The organism is Stratiformator vulcanicus (genome assembly GCF_007744515.1).
Lineage (GTDB): Bacteria > Planctomycetota > Planctomycetia > Planctomycetales > Planctomycetaceae > Stratiformator > Stratiformator vulcanicus.
Map to the genome: position 1 here is coordinate 765716 of NZ_CP036268.1, position 24192 is coordinate 789907.

General features: G+C 58.1%; 16 protein-coding genes. 6 read left to right on the forward strand and 10 right to left on the reverse strand.

Going from position 1 to position 24192, the window contains the following annotated elements; genetic code table 11:
- Positions 1–15: 15 nt before the first annotated feature.
- The 4 genes from Pan189_RS02790 to Pan189_RS02810 all read left to right on the forward strand — a co-directional run bounded on the left by Pan189_RS02790 (position 16) and on the right by Pan189_RS02810 (position 3504).
- Positions 16–681 carry a HEAT repeat domain-containing protein gene (locus Pan189_RS02790; RefSeq protein ID WP_145362445.1) on the forward strand — a complete coding sequence of 222 codons (666 nt, stop codon included), beginning with the start codon at positions 16–18 and terminating at the stop codon, positions 679–681.
- Positions 682–774: 93 nt separating this feature from the next.
- Positions 775–1590 (forward strand): (Fe-S)-binding protein, encoded by an 816-nt coding sequence (locus tag Pan189_RS02795; RefSeq protein ID WP_145362446.1) that lies wholly within the window; start codon positions 775–777, stop codon positions 1588–1590.
- Positions 1591–1807: 217 nt separating this feature from the next.
- On the forward strand, positions 1808–2059 hold the full coding sequence (locus tag Pan189_RS02805; RefSeq protein ID WP_145362448.1) for a hypothetical protein: 252 nt from the start codon (positions 1808–1810) through the stop codon (positions 2057–2059).
- Between the two features lie 62 nt (positions 2060–2121).
- Positions 2122–3504 (forward strand): lactate utilization protein B, encoded by a 1383-nt coding sequence (locus tag Pan189_RS02810; protein WP_145362449.1) that lies wholly within the window; start codon positions 2122–2124, stop codon positions 3502–3504.
- A gap of 370 nt (positions 3505–3874) precedes the next feature.
- On the opposite strand, the gene Pan189_RS02815 is transcribed toward Pan189_RS02810, so the two are convergent.
- The 8 genes from Pan189_RS02815 to Pan189_RS02845 form a co-directional block, all read right to left on the reverse strand.
- Positions 3875–4681, reverse strand: coding sequence for a hypothetical protein (locus Pan189_RS02815; RefSeq protein ID WP_145362450.1), 807 nt, complete (start codon positions 4679–4681; stop codon positions 3875–3877).
- Positions 4682–4961: 280 nt separating this feature from the next.
- Positions 4962–5093, reverse strand: a complete 132-nt coding sequence (locus Pan189_RS21185) for a hypothetical protein (protein WP_310820997.1) — start codon at positions 5091–5093, stop codon at positions 4962–4964.
- Positions 5094–5388: 295 nt separating this feature from the next.
- Positions 5389–6576 (reverse strand): hypothetical protein, encoded by a 1188-nt coding sequence (locus tag Pan189_RS02820; protein WP_310820998.1) that lies wholly within the window; start codon positions 6574–6576, stop codon positions 5389–5391.
- Positions 6577–6744: 168 nt separating this feature from the next.
- Positions 6745–8994: an arylsulfatase gene (locus Pan189_RS02825; RefSeq protein ID WP_375154900.1), complete on the reverse strand. Its 2250-nt coding sequence runs from the start codon at positions 8992–8994 to the stop codon at positions 6745–6747.
- 113 nt (positions 8995–9107) lie between these two features.
- Positions 9108–11471: an arylsulfatase gene (locus tag Pan189_RS02830; RefSeq protein WP_145362452.1), complete on the reverse strand. Its 2364-nt coding sequence runs from the start codon at positions 11469–11471 to the stop codon at positions 9108–9110.
- A gap of 329 nt (positions 11472–11800) precedes the next feature.
- Positions 11801–12034 (reverse strand): hypothetical protein, encoded by a 234-nt coding sequence (locus Pan189_RS02835; RefSeq protein WP_145362453.1) that lies wholly within the window; start codon positions 12032–12034, stop codon positions 11801–11803.
- 543 nt (positions 12035–12577) lie between these two features.
- Positions 12578–14422: a DUF1254 domain-containing protein gene (locus tag Pan189_RS02840; RefSeq protein ID WP_310820999.1), complete on the reverse strand. Its 1845-nt coding sequence runs from the start codon at positions 14420–14422 to the stop codon at positions 12578–12580.
- 4 nt (positions 14423–14426) lie between these two features.
- Positions 14427–16769, reverse strand: coding sequence for an arylsulfatase (locus Pan189_RS02845; protein WP_145362455.1), 2343 nt, complete (start codon positions 16767–16769; stop codon positions 14427–14429).
- Positions 16770–17465: 696 nt separating this feature from the next.
- Between Pan189_RS02845 and Pan189_RS02850 the strand changes: the two genes are divergently transcribed.
- Positions 17466–18908 (forward strand): SGNH/GDSL hydrolase family protein, encoded by a 1443-nt coding sequence (locus Pan189_RS02850; RefSeq protein ID WP_145362456.1) that lies wholly within the window; start codon positions 17466–17468, stop codon positions 18906–18908.
- A 178-nt stretch (positions 18909–19086) separates the two neighbouring features.
- Here the strand turns inward: Pan189_RS02850 and Pan189_RS02855 are convergent, their stop codons facing one another.
- On the reverse strand, positions 19087–20556 hold the full coding sequence (locus tag Pan189_RS02855; RefSeq protein ID WP_310821000.1) for an ADP-ribosylglycohydrolase family protein: 1470 nt from the start codon (positions 20554–20556) through the stop codon (positions 19087–19089).
- 326 nt (positions 20557–20882) lie between these two features.
- On the opposite strand from Pan189_RS02855, the gene Pan189_RS02860 reads away from it, so the two are divergent.
- Positions 20883–21056, forward strand: a complete 174-nt coding sequence (locus Pan189_RS02860) for an ATP-binding protein (RefSeq protein WP_145362458.1) — start codon at positions 20883–20885, stop codon at positions 21054–21056.
- A 236-nt stretch (positions 21057–21292) separates the two neighbouring features.
- Here Pan189_RS02860 and Pan189_RS02865 read toward each other — a convergent pair whose 3' ends face one another.
- Complete coding sequence (locus Pan189_RS02865) at positions 21293–24031, reverse strand: VHL beta domain-containing protein (protein WP_145362459.1); 2739 nt, start codon at positions 24029–24031, stop codon at positions 21293–21295.
- Positions 24032–24192: the final 161 nt, after the last annotated feature.

Sequence of the window (24192 nt, forward strand, 5' to 3'; positions counted from 1 at the left end):
CTCAAGCATTCCAACATGCGGACGAAATCTATTTTCTCACCGCTCAAAACTTCCGTCATCGCGGTATTAATCTGCGTGGCAATTTCAGGTTGCGATGCCGGTCTTTCATCTCAATTAAAAGCCCTGAATTCGGATGACCCCGAACAGCGACAGGCCGCAGCCCGCGAGTTCGCCGACGCTCAAGAGCCGATACCGCCGAAAGCCGTCGCGGCATTGATCGATCACGTGGGCGATCCGGACGAAGACGTTGCCCGGCTGAGCGTGCATGCCCTGACAAAGCAGCGCGAGCCGAGCGATGCGACGATCGGAGCCCTTCGGCAAGCGGTGCGAGACGATCGCGAACCCGTCCGGCTCAACGCCGCCTTCGCGCTCGCAGACCTCCAACAGTCCGACGAAGCGACGGTCGAAGTCCTGATGACCGCCGCCGAGGACGGGCTCAACGCTTCCGCGGTGCGTCAGCTTGGTTTGACAGGTTCGACCGGAAAACCGGCTCTGCCGCTGCTGAGCCGATTGCTGCTGAAGTCTCCCGAACCGCTGGTGCGGTCTCAAGCCGTGCTGGCCATCGGCAAGATCGGGCCGGATCAGGCCGCGCGAGCGGCACTGAAGCAGGCGGCGGCGTCGGACCGTGTGGAGATCGTACGCACACGGGCCGAAGCGTTGCTGGAATCATCAGCAGAGTGACCGAACGCCCTGTTCGATTGGGCAAAGGCGTAACCGACTCGTATACTTCAGAGGTCTCCGCTCAACCGAACAACTCCCCGAGACTTCCTGCTGATGCGCGTCGCACTGTTCGTCCCGTGTTATATCGACCAATTGTATCCCGACGTTGCCATGGCGACGGTGCGGGTGCTCCGGCATTTCGGCATCACCGACATCGACTTTCCTGAGGCACAGACCTGCTGCGGGCAGCCGATGGCCAACACCGGCTGCACGTCTGATGCCGCTCCCCTGGCAAGGCGGTTCTTCGACACCTTCCGCGGATACGACGCCGTCGTCTGTCCCTCCGGTAGCTGCACCGCGATGGTCCGCGAGCACTACGGCGAATACTTCGGCCCCGAGGACTCCTTCAGCGAATTCAAAAAGTCGGTCTACGAACTGACCGAGTTCTTGGTCGACGTGCTCAAGATCGAGCGACCGCCGGGCTCGTTCCCTCACAAAGTCGGCATTCACAACAGTTGCCACGGCCTCCGCGAACTCCGCCTCGGTTCCGACTCCGAACGAATGGACGCCCCCTTCAGCAAAACCGGCATCCTACTCGAGGGCTTGGACGGCATCGAACTGGTCGATTTGAAGCGAATCGACGAATGCTGCGGCTTCGGCGGCACCTTTGCCGTCAGCGAGGAAGCCGTCAGTTGCATGATGGGCACCGACCGCATCGTCGACCACGAACAGGCCGGGGCCGAAATCATCACCGCCGGCGACATGAGCTGCCTGATGCACATGGACGGCCTCATCCGCCGCCAAGAGCGCCCACTGAAAGTGATGCACATCGCGGAAATTCTGGAGCGAGCGATGCTCGCGGGAAGTCAGAAGACAGGAGCGCGTAGTCAGAATGAAGGTGCAAGTGTGACGGACGGGGCGACCCTCTGATGCCGCATCGACACGCGGGCCTTAGCGTTCGTGAAATCTTACAGGTAAAGAAAGCGTCGATTCGCCGGGCTCCATTGCCCAAAGGCTCACCAAGTTTCGACTCAATCTTGAATCTGCTATGGGAAGAAGTCGCTGAAAAAGCTCAGCAGCGAATGACAGGCTACCCCACAATTTATAAATTGTTGAACGATCACCGGTTCGATAAGGATTCCTAGCCATGGCAATTTCGACACTGACCGGAGTGAGTAAAGTTCACGACCTTACGACCGAGCTGAGTGCCGCTGGTATTCATTTCACGCTTCGACACTCTGAAGAAAATGTCGTGTCCATCGATTGCGCCGTTCCCGGTCAACGTTGGGAGATCGGAATTCACGCCGATGGTCGCGTCGAGGTCGAGATATTTAAGAGTGACGGTGAGCTACACGACGAAGAAACACTCAAATCGCTCATCAACGAGTTCCGAGATTAACAATTCTTTCTAACTACTGACTCCTGTCTTCTCCACTAGCCTCTCGCCCCTAGCCCCTCAACATGGCCACCCACGCCCTCAACGCCGCCGAGTTCATTAAGAATCCTGAACGCACGCGCTGGCACGACGAGTCGCTGTGGTTTGTCCGCATGAAGCGCGACAAGCAGGCGCAGTCGGTTCCCGAGTGGGAGTACCTCCGCGATTGTGCCTCGAACATTAAACAGCATACGGTCAGCCGGTGGGGCGATTATCTGGAGCAATTCGAGCGCAACGCCACTCGGCTCGGCGCGAAGGTGCATTGGGCGAAAGACGCCGCCGAGCACAACGAGATCGTCAATGACATCTTAAAGTCACACGAAGTGCGGCGCGTCGTGAAGAGCAAGTCGATGCTCACCGAGGAGTGTCATCTTAACCCCTTCCTCGAGCGCCACGGCTACGAGGTCGTCGACACCGACCTCGGCGAGCGCATCGTGCAATTGCGGAAGGAGCACCCGAGCCACATCGTCCTCCCGGCGATTCATATTAAGAAGGAAGAAGTCTCGGAGCTGTTTCACGAGCACCTCGGCACTGAGGCCGGTAACAACGACCCGACCTACCTCACCCGAGCCGCCCGGCAGCACCTCCGAGAGCAGTTCCTCGCCGCCGACGCCGGGATCACCGGCGTGAATTTCGCGGTCGCCGAGACGGGGGGCATCGTGATCTGCACGAACGAAGGCAATGCCGACCTCGGGGCGAGCCTGCCGAAGGTCCATATCGCGTCGATGGGACTCGAGAAGCTGATCCCGCGCGCCAGTGACCTCGCCGTGTTCACCCGGCTGCTCGCGCGGAGTGCCACCGGACAGCCGATCACGACTTATACGAGCCACTTCCACGGCCCGGTCGAGGGGGGCGAGCTCCATATCATTCTGGTCGACAACGGCCGCAGTGAGATCGCCTCCGACCCGCTCTATAAAGAAGCCCTGAAGTGCATCCGCTGCGGGGCCTGTATGAATACCTGCCCGGTTTATCGTCGCAGCGGCGGCCACAGCTACGGCACCACCGTCCCCGGCCCGATCGGCTCGGTCTTAAACCCCTTGATGGACGCCAAGAGTCACGCCGACCTGCCGAACGCGTGCAGCCTGTGCGGCTCCTGCACCGATGTCTGTCCGGTCAAGATTCCCCTGCACCATCAACTGCTCGCCTTCCGCAAGGAAATTAAGGCTCAGGGTCATCTCCCTTGGACGAAACGGGTCGGCATGTGGGGTTTGGGGAAACTGCTCGGCTCCCCTGCCCTGTATCAACTCGTCGGCAAAACGAGCCGCTTCGTCGTCCCCAAACTCCCCCGCTGGAGCATCTACCACGGCCTCAACCCCTGGGGCAAACAACGCGAGATGCCGGAGATGCCGAAGCAGAGCTTTCGAGAGATGTGGCGGAAGGAATTGAAGAACGGGCCGTCAGAGAATTAAGCTGACTATCCGTCATTCCTGCGCACGCAGGAATCTATTTCCGATCGAGTGTCACACCGCCCAATGGATTCCTGCTTCCGCAGGAATGAAGACCGGGTGGCTGGGGTCGGTCTCGCAGAGCCGCCCCCAGCGAGCGCGGAGTGGTCTTCGAGTCGGCGAACACGCCCGAAAACCGGGGGCGGGCGTTTTGATGATTCTTCAAGGTGACGTGGTCGCTGGTGATCGCTTGATTCGCGCCCGACCCCAGCCACCCGCCGAGTCACGACGAGATTGCCGCGGCTCCGATTTTTCGCTGTACGATCGCCACCGGACAACGTCTGTACTACACGGATGAGTTGAAGCGGGTCGATCGGCTCCGGTCGCGAGTCGTTCATTTGTACCTCTCGTTGTATTCGGTGACCTTTCCGACGATCTCTTCGACATTCGATTTGTAGGCCGAACGCTTAATTTTTCCGATATCCGCACCGTAAAGGGTTTTCAGCCAGAGCAGTGATGACACCTCAAGCATCATGGGTCCGCCGTGACCGATCAAGCCGTCGCGAAACAGGGCTTCATCACCCAGGCCGGAAATCTTTGTGACATCGGGAAGGCGCCCTTCTTCAAAGCGGCCTTTCAACTCGGAGGCTACGAACCCATAGTTGATGAAGTAGATGTGGCTCTTCGGGTATGCCTTGCGCAGTTCCGTTGCGGTCTTAAAGTTTTGGTCGCCGCTCGCTTCGATTGCCATGTTATACCGATCGCTCTCCATCCTCGGCCCGCCGAAAAACCAGGGGACGCCGATGAAGAACCGCGTCTCGCGGTTGTGTTTCAGAGCCAAGTCAATCCATCGCTGGTAGTCCTCGAACTTATTGCCACCTCCTACGGTCATGCCCATCAAGTCGATCTTGCCAGTCGCCAAGGCCTCGTCGATTCGTTTCCTCTGCCTCGGGTTGCTCCACAGTCTGCCCGGTGACCCACCAGGGCCGGGGGAGAAGACAAGCTTCACTTCATGGGACGTGAAGCCACTCTGGCGGGCGATCCTGTCGAACGATTTGGCCACCGGGATGAAGAAGCTGTGGCCGATGAAGAGACAGCTGGCCCCATCTTTGAAAATTGGCTCTGACTCAGGGACGTCTGATTTTGCAGTGGACGCCAGACCGAGGAGCCAGAGTGCGAGAATCGCGAAGGTTTTCGGCATTGGAATCTCCGAGTTGGGAAACAGGCACTGTGAGGAGAACCCCTGCCAAGTCGAGAAGTTTCGTTGTCAAGCGGCGCTGTACCCGTTGACGGCCCTCCACGACTGGTACGGTGTAGGGCGGCAGGGATGTTTGCAAGACAGCCCCGGTGATGCGAGCGCCGGGTGCCGGGGGTGCCGGGGGCGGCTCACCCCCCCTGGTGCGGCCTGCCATCGCGGGTGGCTCCCACACCGCTGAATACTCATCAACTTTGCTGTGACGAGGTGTCAGAGCGACAGTTCCCTAATACGCATCGATCGCCCAGTGAGCAATGTCGGCCTCCTGGTCACCTCTCTTGAAGTACCAATCCCAGGCCATCATCGCAGACTTACTAATTCGAGATTGCAGGAATGTGCAAAAGGTCTGGTCGCGCATCTGGTCCGCAGATTCTATTTGGTCAATTGTTTAGGCTGGTGGCCCATAGGTTACCACCTGCCCACGGAGGGTAGCGGGTCTGAACCGTAGGGCCCGGCCCGGATCGCTACGTCTGGTCTCACCGCAAAGGTTAATGGAACGACTTAACCCGCACACTTCGGGGCTCGCCTTTCAGTCGAGCCCCGCCGCACGGCGAAGGCTTGACGATCCCCTTGCCACCTTCCGGCCGTTGTGGTCGACCTCTATTGAGTGGCCGACTTGGAAGCAGAGGCTTGCCGGGGAATCGGGCGGCAACTTAAGGCTCCTCGCGATTGTCGTCGACGCCGTCGGAATCGCGATCGGTTACGCCGGTGAGCGGGTTGTTGATGACCGCCTGCCAGGCGATCTTGCGAAAGGCGCGGTCGAGTTCGTCGCTGGGATATTCAGAACGGTCCTTAAAGGCGACCGACCCTTCAATCAGTTCGGGAGAACGACCGTAAAGTGTCGCGTAAAAGACATATCCTTCCAGGCGGCCGAAGCCCGGCCCCAGGTGCCCGAGTCGGTCACGCCACAGCGATCGCTCTTGGCCTCCCACCGAAGTGTGCAGTCCTTCCACGCCCGGCAGCTCGCCGCGATGATAGTACTCCGCGGCAATCACCATCGCGTCGCTCGTCGGCAATACGAATACCTTGCCGGGGTACTCGCGGTTGAGCGTTCCGATGATTTTCGCGTAGATCGCGTGCTTTTCCGTTCCCATGCGGGCGATGACCTCCGCGGAAAGTTCCTCTTCCGACGAGGGGACCGACTTCAATTGATAGAGCTGAGGCCACGCGTCGGAGAGATAGAACTTCATCTCGGGATTGTACTTCAGGCAGAAGTCGATCCAGCAGCGGTAGTACTCGGGGCGATCGTTGAAGTAGGGGCCCCACAGCATCGTGTCCCACTTGGCGTTCGAAATCGATGCGAGGAGTTTCGGCGTCGGCCGGCCTTTGAACTGGAAGATGCCGTTCTCCTGCTCCCACTTGAAACGAGCGCTGCCCGTGATCCCGCCGCCGACATGGGTCAGGAGTGTCTGCTGCTCGAAGCCTCCCGCCTTGGCAATCGCGGGCAAGGTTCGGAATCCGGGTGCCATGAAGCTGTGGCCGGTGGCGACGATGCGGAGTGATCCGTCTTTCGGCGTCTCCGGTCGCGTCACACGCCTGTAGAGCTTTGCGATCTCCTCCGGCTGCAGATAACAGACCGCGTCATCCGGAAAGCGATCGGCATCCCATCCGGCATCGACCGAAAAGGTTCGCGGGGCGCCGCCGGCCTCGGGGCGCCCTTTGGTGACCTTTTGCCGATAGGTCGCCGCCTCCTCGGCCGTCAGCCGTCCGTCCCCGTTCGTGTCGGCTTCCGGGAATCGCTTCAGCCAGGCGTCAAGCTGCCGCTGCGACGGCTCTGCCCAGAGCGATCCATTAAGAGCAACTGTTATTACGAAGCAAAACAGAATTGAGAAGCGATTCATAAATAGTCCCTGTGCGTCTTACTGTGGAATAAGTTCGTCGCGGCGACGGCGGACGGCGGATCTGAACCGTAGAGCCGGAGCCGGGTCGCTACGCCTGGTTCACGAGCGACGGTTACTGTATCGACCTAACCCTGACACTTTGGGGCTCGCCAGACGCTGTCATCATACTTAATTCAGGCGCACATTGATGTGCTTGATGGTCCCATCAAAAGCAAAGGGCTTGCGTTTTGTGTAATTCGTTGAAACCGGTGAGCCGAGGTCGACGCCGACATCAAATGTCTCGCTGGCGGTAAATGCTACGGGAGCGGAACGCTTGGTGACCAAGGTTGCTACTTTTTCTCCATCGACTTTTAAAACAATCGTCGCAGGTCCGCCCGGACGGGGCACCTTCGTATCGACCACGATTTGATGCTTACCCGCCGGTATCCGCTGCTTCGATTTCACCGTATAGCGTTCGACGATGAACAAATTATATTCGTAGCAAAGGTAGCCGTCGTCCATATAGCAGGTGAGCCCCGCTGATGCGCCGCCCAAGGCGTATAGAACACCCTTGGATTTTTCTCGTGTCGTTAAGTCGATTTCCAACACGTTATCCTTCTTGCCCAATCCCGGTGCGGTGAACTCGGGCATCCGGCGAGTTTTCCCATGGAAGGTCCACTCCTTGTATGGCGTGGCAATCACATCTTCGGGATGCAATCGCGTCCACAGTGCCGCTCCAATGGGGAGGTCCTGATTTTCTTCGGCCAGTTCGAGGAATCGCTTCTTTAGAGCGGTGAGCTTTTCCGGGTGCTCTTGTGCCACATCATTGGCTTGTGAAAAATCAGTTCGTAAATCATAGAGTTCCCAGCGATCGCTCGCCGAGTCCCATTCCCTGATCCGCTGTGGATTGTTGGCCGGATCCCAGGGCAACGTTGGTCCAATCGTGCAGGCCATCCAGCCGTTTTTATAGATGCCGCGACTGGCGTAATTATCGAAGAACTGCTCTTTCTTGGCCGTGGGCGCCTCAGCGTGATCAAAGGTGTAAACCATGCTCACACCGTCCAGGGGAATCTGTTCGTGCCCATTGACAACTTTGGGCGGCGTAATTTCGAGGAGGTCGTAGATCGTGGGAGCAATGTCGACCACGTGATGAAACTGCGAGCGGATTTGCGCGCTCGGTTTAATTTTCTTTGGCCATGAAATCACCAGCGGATTTCGAGTTCCCCCGAAATAAGAGGCAACCAGCTTGGTTCCCTTAAAGGGAGTGCCGCCCGCCCATGCCCAACCGGCGTGATACATATTATCGACTTCCGGCGAGCCCAGAACCTCTAGACCACCCAACTCGTTTAACGCCGCAATCTGCTGTTCGTAGGGTGCGTCCAACTGATTTTGAGCGAGCAATTCACTGATTGTCCCTTGTACTCCTTCGCTGCTGGAGCCATTGTCACCCCAGATGTACATCACGATGGTATTTTCGCGGAGACCCCGCTCCTCAAGACCTTCGACTAATTTGAGCACTTGAGCATCGGTGTGTTCCACGAAACCGGCGAAGACTTCCATCAGTCTTTGCTGAAACGGACGTTGCTTTTCCGTAATGTCATCCCAGCCCTGCATGGATTGATCGCGCCGGGTCAACTTCGTTTCGGGCGGGACGATGCCCATTTCGACCTGTCGTTTGAAGACCCGTTTTCGGTACGCGTCCCACCCGTCATCGAACTTACCCTTGTACTTGTCAGCCCACTTGGCGGCGACATGGTGAGGACCGTGCGCGGCGCCGGGTGCCCAGTACATGAAGAAAGGTTTGTCAGGTGAAAACGCCTGATGGTTGTCCATCCATAACAACGCTTGGTCGACCATCCCCTCGGTCAAGTGGTAGCCGTCCTGTTCGGGCGGTTCGATGTGCAAGGTGTTGTGAGTCAGCCGAGGTTCCCACTGCGAAGTCTCGCCCGCAATAAAACCCCAAAAGTGGTCAAACCCATAACCGGTCGGCCAGCGATCAAACGGGCCGATCGAAGTTGTTTCCGTTGCGGGCGTATTATGCCATTTGCCGAAGGCCGCGGTTCGATAGCCGTAATTCTGCAACACGTCCGCGACGGTAGCGGCGGTCCTCGGTATGACTCCGGTGAACCCGTCAAAGGCAATCGCGCGTTCGGCAATCGTTCCCGAACCGACTCGCGTATGATTCCGCCCGGTCAGCAGCGACGCCCGGGTCGGCGAGCAAATCGCCGTGGTATGGAAGCAATTATAGCGGATTCCTTCGGACGCCAGCTTCTTGAAAGCCGGAGTTTCGACCTCGCCGCCAAACACTTCGGAGACACCGAAACCGACGTCATCGAGCAGGACGATTAAAATATTCGGGGCGTTCTGCGGAAGTCGTTGCGGTTGCTCGGGCCACTTCATCGTGGAGTCTTGCAGCCGTGGCTTAACGACACTTTCCATCCGCGATGGAGGAAAGGGCAGCACACTGCCGTCGTCCTCGGCCCACAAATCCGTCGCAGTAACAATGGAGAGGACGATCACCCAGCGAATCGAGATGCGACTCATACTCACTCCTACTTCGATTTCTTAGTATAGCGAATGTGTGTCCGGCCGATCTTTCCATTAAATGAGTACGGCGCCTCGTCATAATAGTCGAGCGAGACCGGCGAATCGCGATCAGTTCCGATGTCAAATGTCGCATTGCTGGTGAAATGCAATGTCATGCCGTTGGGAACTCGTCCCGATCCTACCTCTTTGCCATCAACACGAAGCGTTACATTAATCGGCCCGCCGATCTTGTCGACCAACTCGGATTCGACCTCAATTTTATGCTTGCCCGGCGTCAGCCGTTTGTTCGCTTTAATCTTTGTCCGTCGCACGGTGAACAAATTGAACTCGTAACGCAATTGGTTGTCGCGTACGTAGCAGACGAGACCGCCGGAAAAACCCGCGAGAGCATACAACACGCCGTTGGCATCTTTGGGGACGTCGACATCCATCGACACGAGACTGCTGACCTTGCCGAGTTTCGGAGCCGTCGACTCGGGCATGTTGGTGATCGGATGGTCGAAGGTCCATTTCGTGTAGGGTGATGCGGGCGCGTCTTCGGGATGATAGAGCACCGTCGACCACAATCCGCCGCCGATCGGCAGGTTCTTATTTTTGGCTGACTCGGTTAAGAACAGTGCCTTTAATTCTTCGAGTTTCTCGGGGTGCTCGCCGGCCACGTCGTTGGCTTGCGACCAGTCTTTGTCAATGTGGTAAAGCTGCCACTTCTCGGTGAGAGGCGACCACTCACGAATGCCCGGTGGAATGCCACCGACCCACGGTTCGCGCGGGCCACGCGCGGAGGCGAACCAGCCATCGTGGTAGATGCCCCGGCTGGCCATGATGTCAAAAAACTGGGTCTTTCTCTGTCCTTCCGCCGACGGATCGTCGAATGTGTAACGCATACTGACGCCATCAAATTCGTCTTGCTCAAAACCATTCACGACCTTGGGCGGAGTGATCTCGAGGAGTTCATAGATCGTCGGGACCACGTCAATCACGTGATGGAATTGCGATCGAGGCTTCGTGTCGGGTCGAATGCCTTTTGGCCAAGATACGGCCATGGGATTCCGCGTCCCCCCGAAATAAGCGCCTTGTAATTTGGTGCCCTGATAGGGCGTGCTGCCCGCCCAGGCCCACCCGGCGTGATACATGTTGTCCGTCTTGGCCGACCCGAGGGCATCGAGCCCGCCAAGTTCCTCCAGCGCCGTAAGATGCTCGGAGATTTTCGTCGGGATTCCATTCTGCGCGAGTTGCTCACTGATGGTGCCGTTAAGACCCTCGGAGGATGATCCGTTGTCTCCCCAGATATAGAGCACAATCGTATTTTTAAGATCATCCTGCGCTTCGATTTCGTCGATGATCCGGCCAACCTGAGCATCCGCGTGTTCGGTAAAGCCGGCAAACACCTCCATCAGGCGACGCTGGAAGGGCTTCTCCTCCTCGGGAATTGATTCCCATGAGGCCATGCTTTCCGGACGGGGAGTCAGCTCGCAATCGGCTGGCACCCAACCGATTTTCTTCTGGTTATTAAAGACGCGCTCACGATATTGGTCCCAGCCGTCATCGAACTTGCCCTGATACCGATCCGCCCATTCCTTGGGGACCTGGTGTGGGCCGTGCGACGCCCCGGGCGCCCAATAGACAAACCACGGCTTGTCGGGCGCGTAGGCGCGTTGCTCACGCAACCAGTGAATCGCATCATCCGCGATGTCTTCGGAAAGATGGTAGTCGTCGTTGCCGCCGGATGTATGCGGGTGGTCGACGTAGGTCGTGTTGCGAACCATTGTCGGCTCGTACTGAGACGCTTCACCCGCAAGGAATCCGTAAAAGTATTCGAAACCGTATCCGGTAGGCCAATAGTCGAAGGGCCCTTTCGAAGTGATCTGGTCTTCCGGCGTGTTGTGCCACTTGCCAAACGCAGCGGTGTTGTAGCCGTAAGCCTTCAGAACCTCAGCGATCGTGGCGGAGGACTTCGGGATGACACCACTAAATCCGTCGAAATCATTCGCAATCGCGGCAATCTGCCCGTTGCCCACGCGAGTGTGATTCCGCCCCGTCAGCAACGCGGCACGCGTCGGTGAACACATCGCCGTGGTATGGAACCGGTTGTAAGAAATACCCATTCCGGCGATCCGGTCGAGTGTCGGCGTATGCACCTCACCACCGTAGGCGCTCGGCAGTCCGTTCCCGACATCATCGATCAATACGATCAGGATATTCGGCGCGTCGGCGGGCAATCGCTTCGGTTCGACGCGCTCTTGATAGTCCGAACTTTCAATGGTGACACCGGCCCGAGAGCCCGACGGAGTGGGAGGAAACGGTAGAATACCCTGACCGAATCCCTGGCTCGGAATCGCCACCAGAAAGAGCACGAATAGCGACTTCATGACATTGCACCTGAGGTGGATGAATGACTTCGACTCGGCAGACTCTCAGCGAGACGACATGATAACAGCCGATGGCGGCAAGTGGTGGATGTAAATTGCAGGGGGCGAACCCGAATCGCGCGATCGAGTCTCACGGGCGAAGGTGAGTGGAACGACCCGACCTCCACACTTCGGGGCAAACGAGTGGCCCAAGGTTACTACCTCCGGACTACCCGCCAGACACGCGCGACTGGGGGCAGTCAAAAGCGCCTGTCCCCAGCCACCCACCGCCGCCATCGAACTGCTCCGTCACCAAACCCCCGGCTCCGGCCTTTCCTTGAACGGCCAAATTAATTACCCCCGCGGATGCCGGGGGCGGCTTGCCCTCGCATCTGGATGCTCGATTGCTTCTTGCACATCAGCCACGCGCCCCCGCGTTGATTGAGCCAGTCCGGCGGCACTCGGTCGACTCGGAGCGGTCCGGGTCGCTCGTCGATTAACTCCGCCGCACTCGACCCCTTCCAATCATTCGGCCGTTCCACCAACCCACGACGAAGCGGGTTGGCGTGGATATAGTCGACCATCTTCAACAACGTCTTCGGCTCAGTGATGTTGCGGTCGTAGCCGGGGGGTGGCCGGGGACGGTCTCGCAGAGCCGCCCTCGGCGAGCGCGGGGAAACGCGGCCTTGCTGGAGGGGTTATCTTCAAACGCACTCAACTGGGGGCAGGCGAAAGCGCCTGTCCCCAGCCACCCGCCGTTCCACGTCTTCGCGAAAACAACAACGGTTGGGGTGTATTAAAGACGAGCGATTTCACCCGCCCCGTTTAGCCGCGACCGCCAGGGAGCGCTCTTTATTCAAAGGTCATCAAAATGTCGCGGATGGCCCGGAGGTCACACCTCCGGGTCGCAAAGCGACAAGAGGTCTCAGGGCAGTGTTACTAAAGGCGACGCCGGCTGGTAATACAGTAACGGTCGTCGCAGACCTCGCTCGGTGATCAGTTTCGCCGTTGAAACTCCCCGCTGAACCTCTTGCGGCTCCGCCGCCCGGACGTAGTAACGTCCGGGCCACCCGCGTTGTGTGAGTTTGAATTGGGGATTCAGTTTCGTTGATGTTGCGGCACGGGCCCTACTCGACCGGCTCAATCTCGCCAGGACGCCAAGTCTTGTCGAAAAAAGACTCGAGTGGGCTGTAGAGTCGGAGGATGACAAACCACCCCTTGCCTGGATCTGTCTGAATCCAGTTGCCTCGGTCGACTCCGTCAGGCTGTTCGGGTGCGAAGTAAATCGTTGTCGAACCGTCCGCGTTCAACTTCGCGGCTGGACTCGGATAACTCTGACTGCCGGCCCGAGGGTATTTTTGCGGCGTCTGCAGCATCGATCGGGACTGATTGTCATACACGGTGAAAGACCAAAAACGCGCCGCTGGGATGTCTTTAGGAAGATCGACCTTGTAGGTCTTCGCACCATCGAATGGGACACCCTTCGAATCGATGTTGGCGAACAAGTACTGCGACCCAACGTTGGTCAAGTACATGCACATGGCAGGAGTAATCCCGGTTGCCGTGTAAAAGAACCCTGTACGCGAATGGAGTCGGCGTGCACCTTGATTGGGAGACTGCTTCACGCCACCATCTGCTAGAATCTCTGGTGGTGGGTTGAGAAACTGGTAGCCGCCCTCGAACAACATGTTCCACCATGCCGAAGAATCGTCGTAGAAACGCCAACGATCTGTGGGATGAGCTCCCATACCGATCGTGCGGGACGCAGCATTACCTACCACGACCGCCTTCTCCAATATCTTCCGCATTCGAGCATCGGGGGCGAATTTCTTCCCCTTGACGATACCGATCGCCGCAAACTGACCAGCAAGTTCCGGATCCAGAGCTTCAGCAGGCTCCATCTGCACCAATTCGTTTAGCATTTCAAAGTGACCGAAGTCGTTGGGCGCGACGGTATTGACGACAAGACCTGATCCTTCGACGAAACGCGGAGTGGTCCGCTCCGGCATTGTTTTATTCAGCGGAGCATCGCCGGACAAATAGCTACCCACGCTGTTGCCAAAGCCTCCCGCTTGATACGGATATATCTTCAACGTTTCTTTGGTCCGGGCGATTGAAGGAGCTGGGTCATTGTCCTCGAGAAACGCGCGAAACAACATCGTGACATGGTTTGTACGCGACTTTCGAACAAAGTAGCCACCTTCAGGAAGCGGACCATCGTAGCCAGGACCGACGAGCAGAAACGTTCCTCCCTTACCCTTGTCCGGACCGGCGAGGCCGAAATCTCCGACCCACCTGAACCAGAAGTCATCAAAAATGCCCAGAACCATCGGTGGCGTTTCGACGACGAGTGGGCCAGAGCTAAGATCGAGATTGCCCCAAAAATAGACCGTGTCTGCATTGGCTGTCAGCAGCAGTGAATTCGAATCCAGCAGCTTCGATGTGTAAAAGAATTCTCCGTCCTTGATTCCGACGTCTCCAAGCCCCTGCCTCAGTGCGTATACCGAAACACCCTGAATCGAATTCGTGAATGCCTCGACACCGTGAAGGTAATCGAGTTCCTCACGCAACTTCTCAGCCGTTTCCTTGGAGGGATATCCGTCTTTGAAATCCAGGTTTCCAAGCTTTGATTGAACGCGATCCGGCGTCGTGATCTCGGTGGGGATGCCATCCTGGTAAGCGACGGCATCTTGAGCCCAACCGGCCTCCGCCAGCAGAGCGACGAATGCCACTGTGATAAATGATGTAAACCAGTTAATTCTCATGATGGTTTCTCCTGTAGCCTGTTTGAAATAAGAGGTACGTCGTTGTTGACCGAATTCGAACCCGGGCCCGTCTAGATTTAGCCGGGTCGCCCTCGCCGACCGCCGGGTGCGGCTCGCCCTCGCATCTGGTTGTCCGATTGCTTCTTGCACATCAGCCACCCGCCACCGGCCGCTGACCTTAGGGTGGGTAGCCACCGAACCTGGCACCTGACTAATCGAGCAGCTCCACCAACACCTTCTCGATCGTCCCCGTGAATCGGGTCTCGTCGCGACCGATGCCGATGTCTGAGGCGACCGGGGTTTGATTATCGAGGCCGATATCAGCGGTTTCATCGGCGGAGAACATCAGAGGCTGCGTCTTCTCGATCTTCCCTTTCGCGGCTTCTTTACCATTGACGGTCAAAGTCGCCGTGCCTCCCTTGCCGAGTTCGCCTTCTGATCCCTCGTATTCGAAATCAACGACGATTGTGGCGTCCCCGGCCGGAACCGGTTCCTTGGCCGCGACGGTGTCCCGCGACAGGCCGAGGAAGTTATAGGTGTAAACCGGCTTGCCATCCTTCATGTAAAGGCACCAGCCGCCGAACCGGCCGCCTTGGGTTAAAATCACACCGTCGGCACCCCCTTCCGGGATCGTGACCTTCGCCGTGATGCGGACCGATTGGTTCTTCACGTTGATGAAGGTGTTTTCCAGCATCCCGTTCATGCCGTCATAGAGCGTCAGCGACTTACGATCCCCCAGGATGTCGGGCCGCCCCGCGAGCGCCGGGTTGACGCGGGCGATCACGCGGTCATCGATCGGCAGGACGTGATACCTCTCCGCCTCTTTCATAAAGAGGTCCCGCATCGCCTTCAATTTCTCAGGCTCGGCCGCCGCGAGGTTGTTCGTGAGATTAAAGTCTTCGCGCGTGTTGTACAGATCCCACACGTCGTCCTCCAGCGGACGCATCTTTGTCGTTTCCCACGGGGCGCGGTGCAGCGTGCGTGCGAGCCAGCCTTCGTGGTAGATCGCGCGGTTGCCGAAGATTTCAAAGTACTGCGTCGTGTGCCGCTCGGGGGCGTCCGCGTCTTCGAAGGTGTAGACCATGCTCGTGCCCTCGATCGGCGTCTGCGGCGTGCCGTTGACGCTCTTCGGTTCGGGGAGTCCGGCCGCTTCGAGAACCGTCGGGGCGACGTCAATCACGTGGGTGAACTGCGACCGGATCTCGCCCTGAGATTTAATGCCCTTCGGCCAATGGATGACGGTGCCGTTCCGTGTGCCGCCGAAGTCGGAGGCGACTTGCTTGGTCCAGGAGAAGGGCGAATCGAACGCCACGGCCCAGCCGGCGGCCATGTGCGGGAAGGTCTCAGGCCCGCCCCACTTGTCCATCAGGGGCAGCAGGTCTTCCACCTTTTCCGTGACATTATTGAAGTAGGTCATTTCGTTGTACATGCCGACGAAGCCGCCCTCAGCGCTCGTTCCGTTGTCGCCGGCGATATAAATAAAGAGCGTGTTGTCGAGCTCTTCGATCTCTTCAATCGCACTCACGAAGCGGCCGATCTCGTGATCGGTCTGTTCGAGGAAACCGGCGAAGACCTCGGCCTGGCGGGCGAAAAGTTTCTGACGGTCGGCGTCCAGCGCGTCCCAGTCTTCAATGTCTTCCGGCTTCGGCCCAAGTTCCGTTCCTTCCGGCACCAGACCCATCGCGATTTGTCGCTTGATCGACGCCTCGCGCACGGAGTCCCAGCCTTGGTCGAACTTTCCTTGATATTTATCGGCCCAGCGCTTCGGCACGTGGTGTGGCGCGTGCACGGCACCGGTCGCATAATAAACGAAGAAGGGTTTATCGGGCGTCATCGACTGTTGCGCCTTAACCCAACCGATGGCCTGGTTCGTCATGTCGACGGTGAAGTGATACTCCTCCATCTCGGGCGGCGTAACGCGGGTGACACCGTCGTAGATTAACGGGTACCACTGGTCGGTTTCGCCGCCGATGAAGCCGTAGAATTTGTCGAACCCCTGTTGGGTCGGCCAGCGGTCGAAGGGGCCGGAGACGCTCGTCTCCCACGCCGCGGTTTCGTGCCACTTGCCGAAGGCCGCGGTGCTGTAACCGTTGAGCCGCAGCATCTCGGCCAGCGGGGCCACGCTGTTGGGCAGTTGCCCCGTGTTGCCGGGGAAGGCGGTCGCGGTCTCCATGATGGAGCCGGTGTTGCAGGTGTGGTGATTCCGCCCTGTCTTCAGCGCCATCCGCGTGGGCGAGCACAACGCCGTCGTGTGGAAGTTGTTATAAACCAATCCACTGCCGGCGAGCCGATCGAGCGTCGGCGTCGCGATCGGCCCGCCGAAGGTGCTCGGCCCGCCGAACCCGATATCATCGATCAGCACGATCACGACGTTCGGCGCCCCATCGGGGGCGGTGACTTCGAATCGCGGCGGCTTCTCGACCTTGCGGGCGTCGAGTTCCGTGTAAGTGGGCGGCTTCGGTTCCGGGATCGGCAGAACCGTGCGGTCGAGTTCCGCTGCATGGATCGCGAGCGCAGGCAACAACAAGAAGGGCAGCGTGGACCAGAGACGCATGATCGGCTCCGTGAATGGAATAGTGAGAATGGGCCAATGAGTGAACTGTATGGCGCGGGTTGAATCAAGCGAGATCGCGTATACCGGGGGCGCTTCGCCCTCACAGCAAGCGAGCCACTCGTTATTCGCACAATATCTTCTCCAAGCAATTTAAGGCGGCCTCCAAACTCCCGTCACCAAAACTGAGACAATCTCAGGCTCGCCGACCAATTCACCCTTTCATGCGAACTCACAGCGCATGCCAATCGCTGGCACCGAGGGCATGTCGCCCGCGTAGCATAGCCGCAGCTCGGTCGTTGCATCGCGTCCAACAGAAAGTCAAATCCCTTTCGGGACGCAAAGTGGTGTAAGAAGCTCACGAACCCCCAGATGAGGGGGCGACACGCACCCCGGCACTCATCCCGAAGTAGCCGAGGTTCCTGTGAACCGCGGATCGAGCGAGCGTTCAAAGTTTGATAATCCAACAGGCTTCCCCCACGCTCAATCACAGCTTCTCAGGAAGCGGTGATTTTTATTGCCTTCCCTCACAAGTCGAGGTCCCTAATAACCGCGGGTCAAACGCCGAGCAACTATCTTTAAAGGGGCGCCGGGTGGGCATGTCACCCGACAATCAACTGTCCTCACGTGCGAACCCCCGCCCGCCTGATTAGACTTCAGGTACCCGTTCATTCGCCGTACCACACAACGGATTCCGTTATGAGAACTTTCTTCACGTTCGCGCTGTTAGCGCTGCTCCCGCTTGGCCTTTTGCGAGCCGAGGAGTCTGAATTCCCGGAGCCGACCAATCGCGGCGACGCGAGCCGAATGGGGAAAGACATCCAACGCACGATGACGTTGTTGGCCACCAGCACGCCGGAGCAGAAAAACACGGTCACTATTTTGCTCTACGGGCAATCGATCACCGCGGGCAAGTGGGGCATTTATTTAGAAGAACATCTGCGGGAAACCTATCCTGACGCGAACCTGATCTACGTCCGCAAACCGCTCTCGGGCTTTGCCTCCCATCTGCTGAGCAAGACGTCGGAGTTCGACATGTACCCCGTCTATCCCGACCTGGTGATCTTTCATGATCTCGGCAACGACAAAGACTATGAGACAATGATTCGCAACTTGCGCGAACGGACGACCGCGGAGGTGATCATTCAAGCCGACCACCTCAGACGTAACCAGAAAGTGATCGACGAATCCGACCCGGCGAAGGTTAAGGATCGAAGTCAGCAGATCAGTGCGTTCCGCAATTACCGTTTCCTGCCTGAAGTGGCTCGCAAATATGGGTGTGCGTTCGACGCAAGACGCGACCTGTGGAAAGACTATTTAAGGGAACACAATTTGGAGCCGGGCGTTATGGTGGCCGATCATGTCCACCCCAACGAGCACGGCACCTACTTGATGACGGAATTAATCAAAGCCTACCTCGTGAAGCGGGAAGACGTCAAAATTGACCCGATGAATTGCGGCTATGTCACAACGATCCCCGTTACCGAAGATATGCGAACAGATGACGGGGCGCTTCAATATCAATTTGACGGAAACCGTATTGACGTGATTTTCTCGAAGGATGCGACTCAGGCCTGTGCCGCTCAAATCGATGGAGCCCAGCCGCTCGATATCCCGGCAATGAGATATCACGGGCGAAATCGCGTGAAATGGCGGGGCACGCCGATCCCGCCCGGACCATGGCCGGCCGTGCTTAAGGTCGGCTTCGAGCAGCCCTTAATCGACGAATCATGGACGCTGACCGCCACGCAGGATCAAGCCGACCCAAAGCTTTATCTGTTCGAAGTGAGGGGCTCCAAAACGGGGGCAGACGGCAGCGGCCGCACCGATCAACGATTCGTGTCGAACTCCGGCCGGGTTGTGATCGAACCTGACGACTGGGAGATTAAATTCGCAATTACCGACCTGCGTCGACTCAAGGAATTGCCCAGCGAGTTTGAACTCAATTGGACTGTGATGAAACAGGCGACGAACGATGTGACGCCACCTAAAGCCAAGAAGGGAGTCGAACGTGCCGTGACCGTCGCTCAATTACTGACCGACGAAAAACACACGCTGATTCTGACCGGCGGTATTGAAGGTGTTCGGGCCTTGCGTATCTATTCACCATCCAAGTTCCCCTGCCCTGCGAATGGCAATTAGAGAGGTTTACCACGAGATATGGAATTCTACGGGACAAGCGGGCTGAATACTCTCCCGCTGCCGACCTCGAAACAAATCAGAGCCTCGTCACCGCGGTCGTCTTCAAAAAGCCGGACGGCTTCTCAGTGAGCCTGTCCTATGATTGCTCTTCGCTGTGGTTCGAAGGAGAAATCCTGTGTCACTGTTTCTTGACCACAAGCCCGGCGGCGGTCGCTCGCCGTTTCAGGTCGTGGTGCATCGGTGTCAAAGGTCGGTCGCTGAATAGGTATTGGACGAGGGGTTGGAACTCGTTGAGCGCCGCCACGGCGGCCGCCCACTGTTCCGGGTGTTCCGCGGCGAACGTCGGTGCGGTCTTCAGACAGATCGCGAGATACGCCGCGCGGGCACGCTCTCGATCCGACTTGGGATTCAAAATGCCGGTCCTGACCTCGTCGCCGAGTTCTTTGGCGAGTTGAGCGGTCCGCCCCTTGGGACTTTCGAGCGCGCGAATGTTCGCCGGTGACTCGGCTTTGATTTGATATTCGACGCTTCCCTGTTCCCAGCGACGTTCTCCGCCGGCGTCGAGCACGATACGTTCGGCGAGCTCGACGAGCCGGTCGGCAAAGCTCGTGATCGTCTCGTCGTTGGGCATGCCTTCGCGGGTGGTGTTGCGGTAGCGGTCGACGATCTGCCATTCCTGGGCGAGAAAGCTGCGGTACCCCTTCATGACGCCGACGATCGCACCGGCCGTCGCGGCCGAGTTATCGCAGTCCCAGCCGAAGTTGAAGGCGATCTCGAGCGTCTTCGGGAGATCACCCTCACCGTAGAGAAGCGCCGCGACGGTCGATCCGGTGGTCAGCTCGTAACCGTTGCGGTCGCGCATCCCGCCATCGGCTTGCGTGTATTTTTCTTTTAAGAGCCGACGCGTCTGACGCCAGTCGTCCGGGTATTGCTGATGCCAGCCTCGGACATCCGCAATGATCTCTCGCTGGAGGCTCTTCGGATCGATCGCTTCGACGCCGCGATCGAGGAGGACTTCGAGATCGTCGACGACGAACGCGAGGGCGATCATCGTGCAGAACAGCTGCGTCGTTTGAGCCGGCTCATCGTCGATCGCCACGCGGGTGTAATGCAGGCCGATCTTCGAAGCCGTCTGCGGCATTCCGGGAGCAGTCAGGGCGAACGTCTCGCATAAAAACTGACCGGAGATGTTGAAGTCGGCCCACGGGTTCAGCACGATCGATCCGGTCATCGGCGGGTCGATGCCGAGGTCCATCAGGCGACGGGCATAGAGGTTCGAGCACCAAATCGCGCGATTGATCCGGGCCGTCCACAGTTCCGTGATGCGTTCGTGAGGAAGGAATATCTTCCCTTCATCTTGCATGGCGACGATGTAGACCCATTCGAAGTCGGTGTCGTCATCGGTGCGGGCTCCTTCCGGCAGCGACGGCGTGTAGCCTTCGACACTTCCCGGCTCATCGACGTATTTCATCTCGTGCGGGAGGCCGTTCAGATTCCCGAGCAACTGTCCGAGCAGCCCGCCCCGGATCTTGTCCTTCAACACATGAGCGGGAATCTCGAACGACTCTGTCTGATCACGCTCACCGGCGGATGCCATCGAAGCGAAGACCGAAAACAGCATCAGCAAGCAGATCTTCGACTTGTTCATCAGCGTGCCACCTTTACTTAAATAGTAGAGACCAAAGCGAATTTGAGTTCGGCTCGTGCCGAACCCATTTAAAATACACATTGACGAGGGACTGTCGTCTTTTCCAGCGCTGCCGCGTTTGCGATGACGATCGCTGATGCCCGTGGCTTCAAGCTTTTCGCCCTAACCGCCGCCGGGGAAGTGCCGATAGACGGTCTTCGCGCTGACCTTCATTCGTTGGCCGTAGTCGTTACGCGACATTATCGCGTCAAGCAAATCGGGCTGACGTTAAACTGCGGGCCCACCTCGACCAATCGCTACCGCGGGTCGAGGTCGACGTGACTCTCATGCAGCAGATGCTGCCCAACCTGGCGTTGAATGCCACGCAGCCAATGCCCGAGGGCCAGTCGCTCGAATTGATTACCCGATTCGGGATAGAGGGCCACGAACTGTTCGTGATTGACAACGGCCCCGGCATCGTCGCCGCCCACGGCGGCACGATCAATGCGAAAGCGAAGTAGGCACGGGCACGAAGTTCAGAGTCTGGCTCCCCGCCGCTGATTGAGGCCGCGATTTACAAGCCGAGGCTCCTGTGAGCCGCGGATCGCGCGCGGGGATACATTGCGAGTGCATATTCCGGCTTCACACCGTATTCGATCCGCAATTCACAGGAAGTGCGGCTTGTTAATCCGCGGGCTGTCTGCCTTCAAGAGGTCGTTGGTATTGTTAAACGACGCTTCGGCCGAAGCCCCGATTTTCAGTTTCCCCGAAGTGAAAACGTCTGTGTGTTGAGGTTGCCGTCGATGGTGTGAAGCTTGATTGCCCCGCCGGATTTGTCTCCGGCGAGGAAACCGGCGCGGCTGCGGTTGGCCAAGTGGAGGCCGACGTTTCCTCGCTGCGTGCGGATGCCGCTGAGTTCTTTCGGCCCGGCGATCCGATTCCCGCTCTTGTCGATGATCATTCCAAACGTCTTTTGATAAGCCGCGTTCCAGCCGCCTCTCCACTGCTCATACAGAACGACGAGCCGCCCGTTCTTGAGGTCAATTAATCGCGGGCGCACGAAGTTACTTCCGGTCGGCGGTGAGGCGAGTTGTCGCTGACTGATGCCGGGCCCCGTCGAGCGATCACGCCAATTAAATGCGGGTAGAGCACTGATGTCCTGCGGGAGTGTCATCAGATAGAGCGCCGCTCCGTTGGCATCGGCTTCCCACTCTCGCTCTTGAGGCCCGAACGCCCAACCGTTTTCGACGTAAGTATAAAGCAAGGCCGGCCCGGAATTCATGCTTGCGAAATTGCCGAGACGGTAGAGGTGTTTGAGGCCCTCGCGAGCGGCTCCGGCGCCCATTTTGTCGTCACTCCAGACCCACTTGCCGTTCTGCTGTTCTAACTCGGAGACCAGGATGCCTTGATCGCCGACCTGTGCACGCAAGAAGCGAGATCCGTCGTAGAACAGCCGAGTTTCCATCGCGTGGTTCTCGGCGCCGTTGGTGTAGACCGCGTTACCGTTCGTATCGACGGCGAGCAGGCAGCCTGTGTTGTGGAGGAGTCCATCGCCGCCGATGTTGGGGCTGGGAATGTTATGAATAAACGATGCGGCCAGCACGCCTCCGCCTTGCAGCAGTTGGGCATTGGTCGAAACATTTCCGCTGTGGAGGATCGGATTAAAGATGCCCCACTTCGTATAGAACGTTCCTTGCTTTGTGCCAGCCTGTGATGGCGCATTGAGGTCGGCGAGAAGTTGAATGCTGCGTTGGCCCGCAGGGATTTTATGAATTTGAAGAACTCCGCGGCGTCTTAATCTCGGCTGCGCTCCGGCACCTGCTTTTGAATGCTCACGTCGGGCGCTTAACACGTAGCCGTTACCGGCAGAGTCTTTCGTGAAGCCGCCTAAGAGCGAGAGCAGCCCGTTCAGCGGGGTGTGCGTCGCATTTTGAAAATTCTGTCCGGAGTAGGTCGAATATAAGGTCCTCCCGTCGCTGCGTTGCCAGACGACATCGATCGAGCCGTCGGAATTGGCGACGCCGATCAGGTTTGGGATAGGGCTACTGGACGCGACGTCCACAGGCCCGGGGCCCGCTGGTTGGGCGGGACCGCCGCCGCCTGAGCCGGTGGTTCCGGTCGTTCCCGTGTTCCCGGTCGTTCCACTGGTGCCCGAGTTATTTGTCGTCTGCTCGTCGCCGATTCTTAGTGAGAAATTCGGCGGATTGGTGCCGTCGACTCGAACGACGAGCGTTTCAGCCGTGTACCAACCGGAGCCGGGCGTGAAGTCTTTCCGGATACTGGTCAATTGTTTGGCGAAGGCTTGATAGGCACCATTAGTCTTAACATTGACCCAAGTCTGTCCCATGCCCTGACCAGAGACGAAGGTTAAGGTTCCGCGGCCAATGGTATCGTCGTTCCAGCCGATGTTGTGTTTATAGAATGTTCGCTTTTGGCCACCGGCGTCCTGCTGAAAGGTTGCGAAGCCGGGCGCGGCGTTTGTTTGGTTTAAGATGAGTTTTTGAACGACATCGTCCGGAACTCGCGTCTTAAACTGGGTTACCAGTCGATTGGTGCGACCGCCTTCGCGTGCGGGAATCCCGAGCCAGTATGTCGGTCCTTGGGCCTGCTCGCCGTTGTTGCCGCCGACATTGTTGCCGCCGATATTGTTACCGCTCGGATTTCCCTGATTTCCCCCGCCCTGACTTCCTCCACTATTACCTTGCCCGCCGCCGGGTGTTCCGCGTCCATTAATCGGTAGCTGCAATGTTTGGGACTGTTGGACGACGTTTACGGCGGTTAGTTCCTGCCCCGAGCCTGCATCCTTAATGACCCAGACGTTCTTAAGACCGGTGATCTGTCGCCGCGATTCACCCGGTTGCAGGCGACCGTACGGCTTTTCGTTCCCTTCAAAGTCGATCCAGAATACGTTGACGGCCTGCTTGGAATTGTTGGTGATCTGCAGTGTCGCCCGCGAGCCGCCCGGAATCGATTTTCGACCTTGAGCGTTAGCATCTTGTTGACCACCGCCGCCTTGCTGGCTGCCGTTACCTTTCGGCGGGTTGTTCTGTTGCGGATCTGCCTTCGGTCGGCGAACGACGACATTGATGAGTTGTCTTCCGCCGCGCGCCGTGACCCGCTGCAATTCATTGCCGGCATTATCCCGGATGATCCAGGTGTGTCCCGTAAAAGTCGGTTGCTCGACTTGGGTTTTTGGCTCGACCGTAAAGTACTCTTGTGCATTGTTCTGACCGTCGAGCCAGAACCCTTTCACGGCAACGGAGGTATTGTTGACGAAAACTAATGTCGCGTTCTGAGCCGCGGCGATTGAGCCGGAGGTGAAGACAGCGAAGAGAATCGCGAATCCGATCAGCCGAGTAGTGGTCTTGCCAAACATCAAACCCGTCATCTCAATTCCTTCGAAAACCTGGAACTGTGGCCCGACTGCTGCAAATTCGAAACGTCTACAGCACGGTGAGACAGCCAGCCTATCGCCAATGGGATTGGCGACGAACATGAAACTGATTTTTCTTCGATAATTTCCGGAACGTCGTGAGGATCGACGGCAGGCAGCCCCGCGTGCACCACGTGCATCAACGCGGCAGCCGATGCAGGCAACCGAACGTATCCGAGAGAGCGAAGGAGATTTCGAAGTCTGTCCGGCGTTCAACCGAGTTG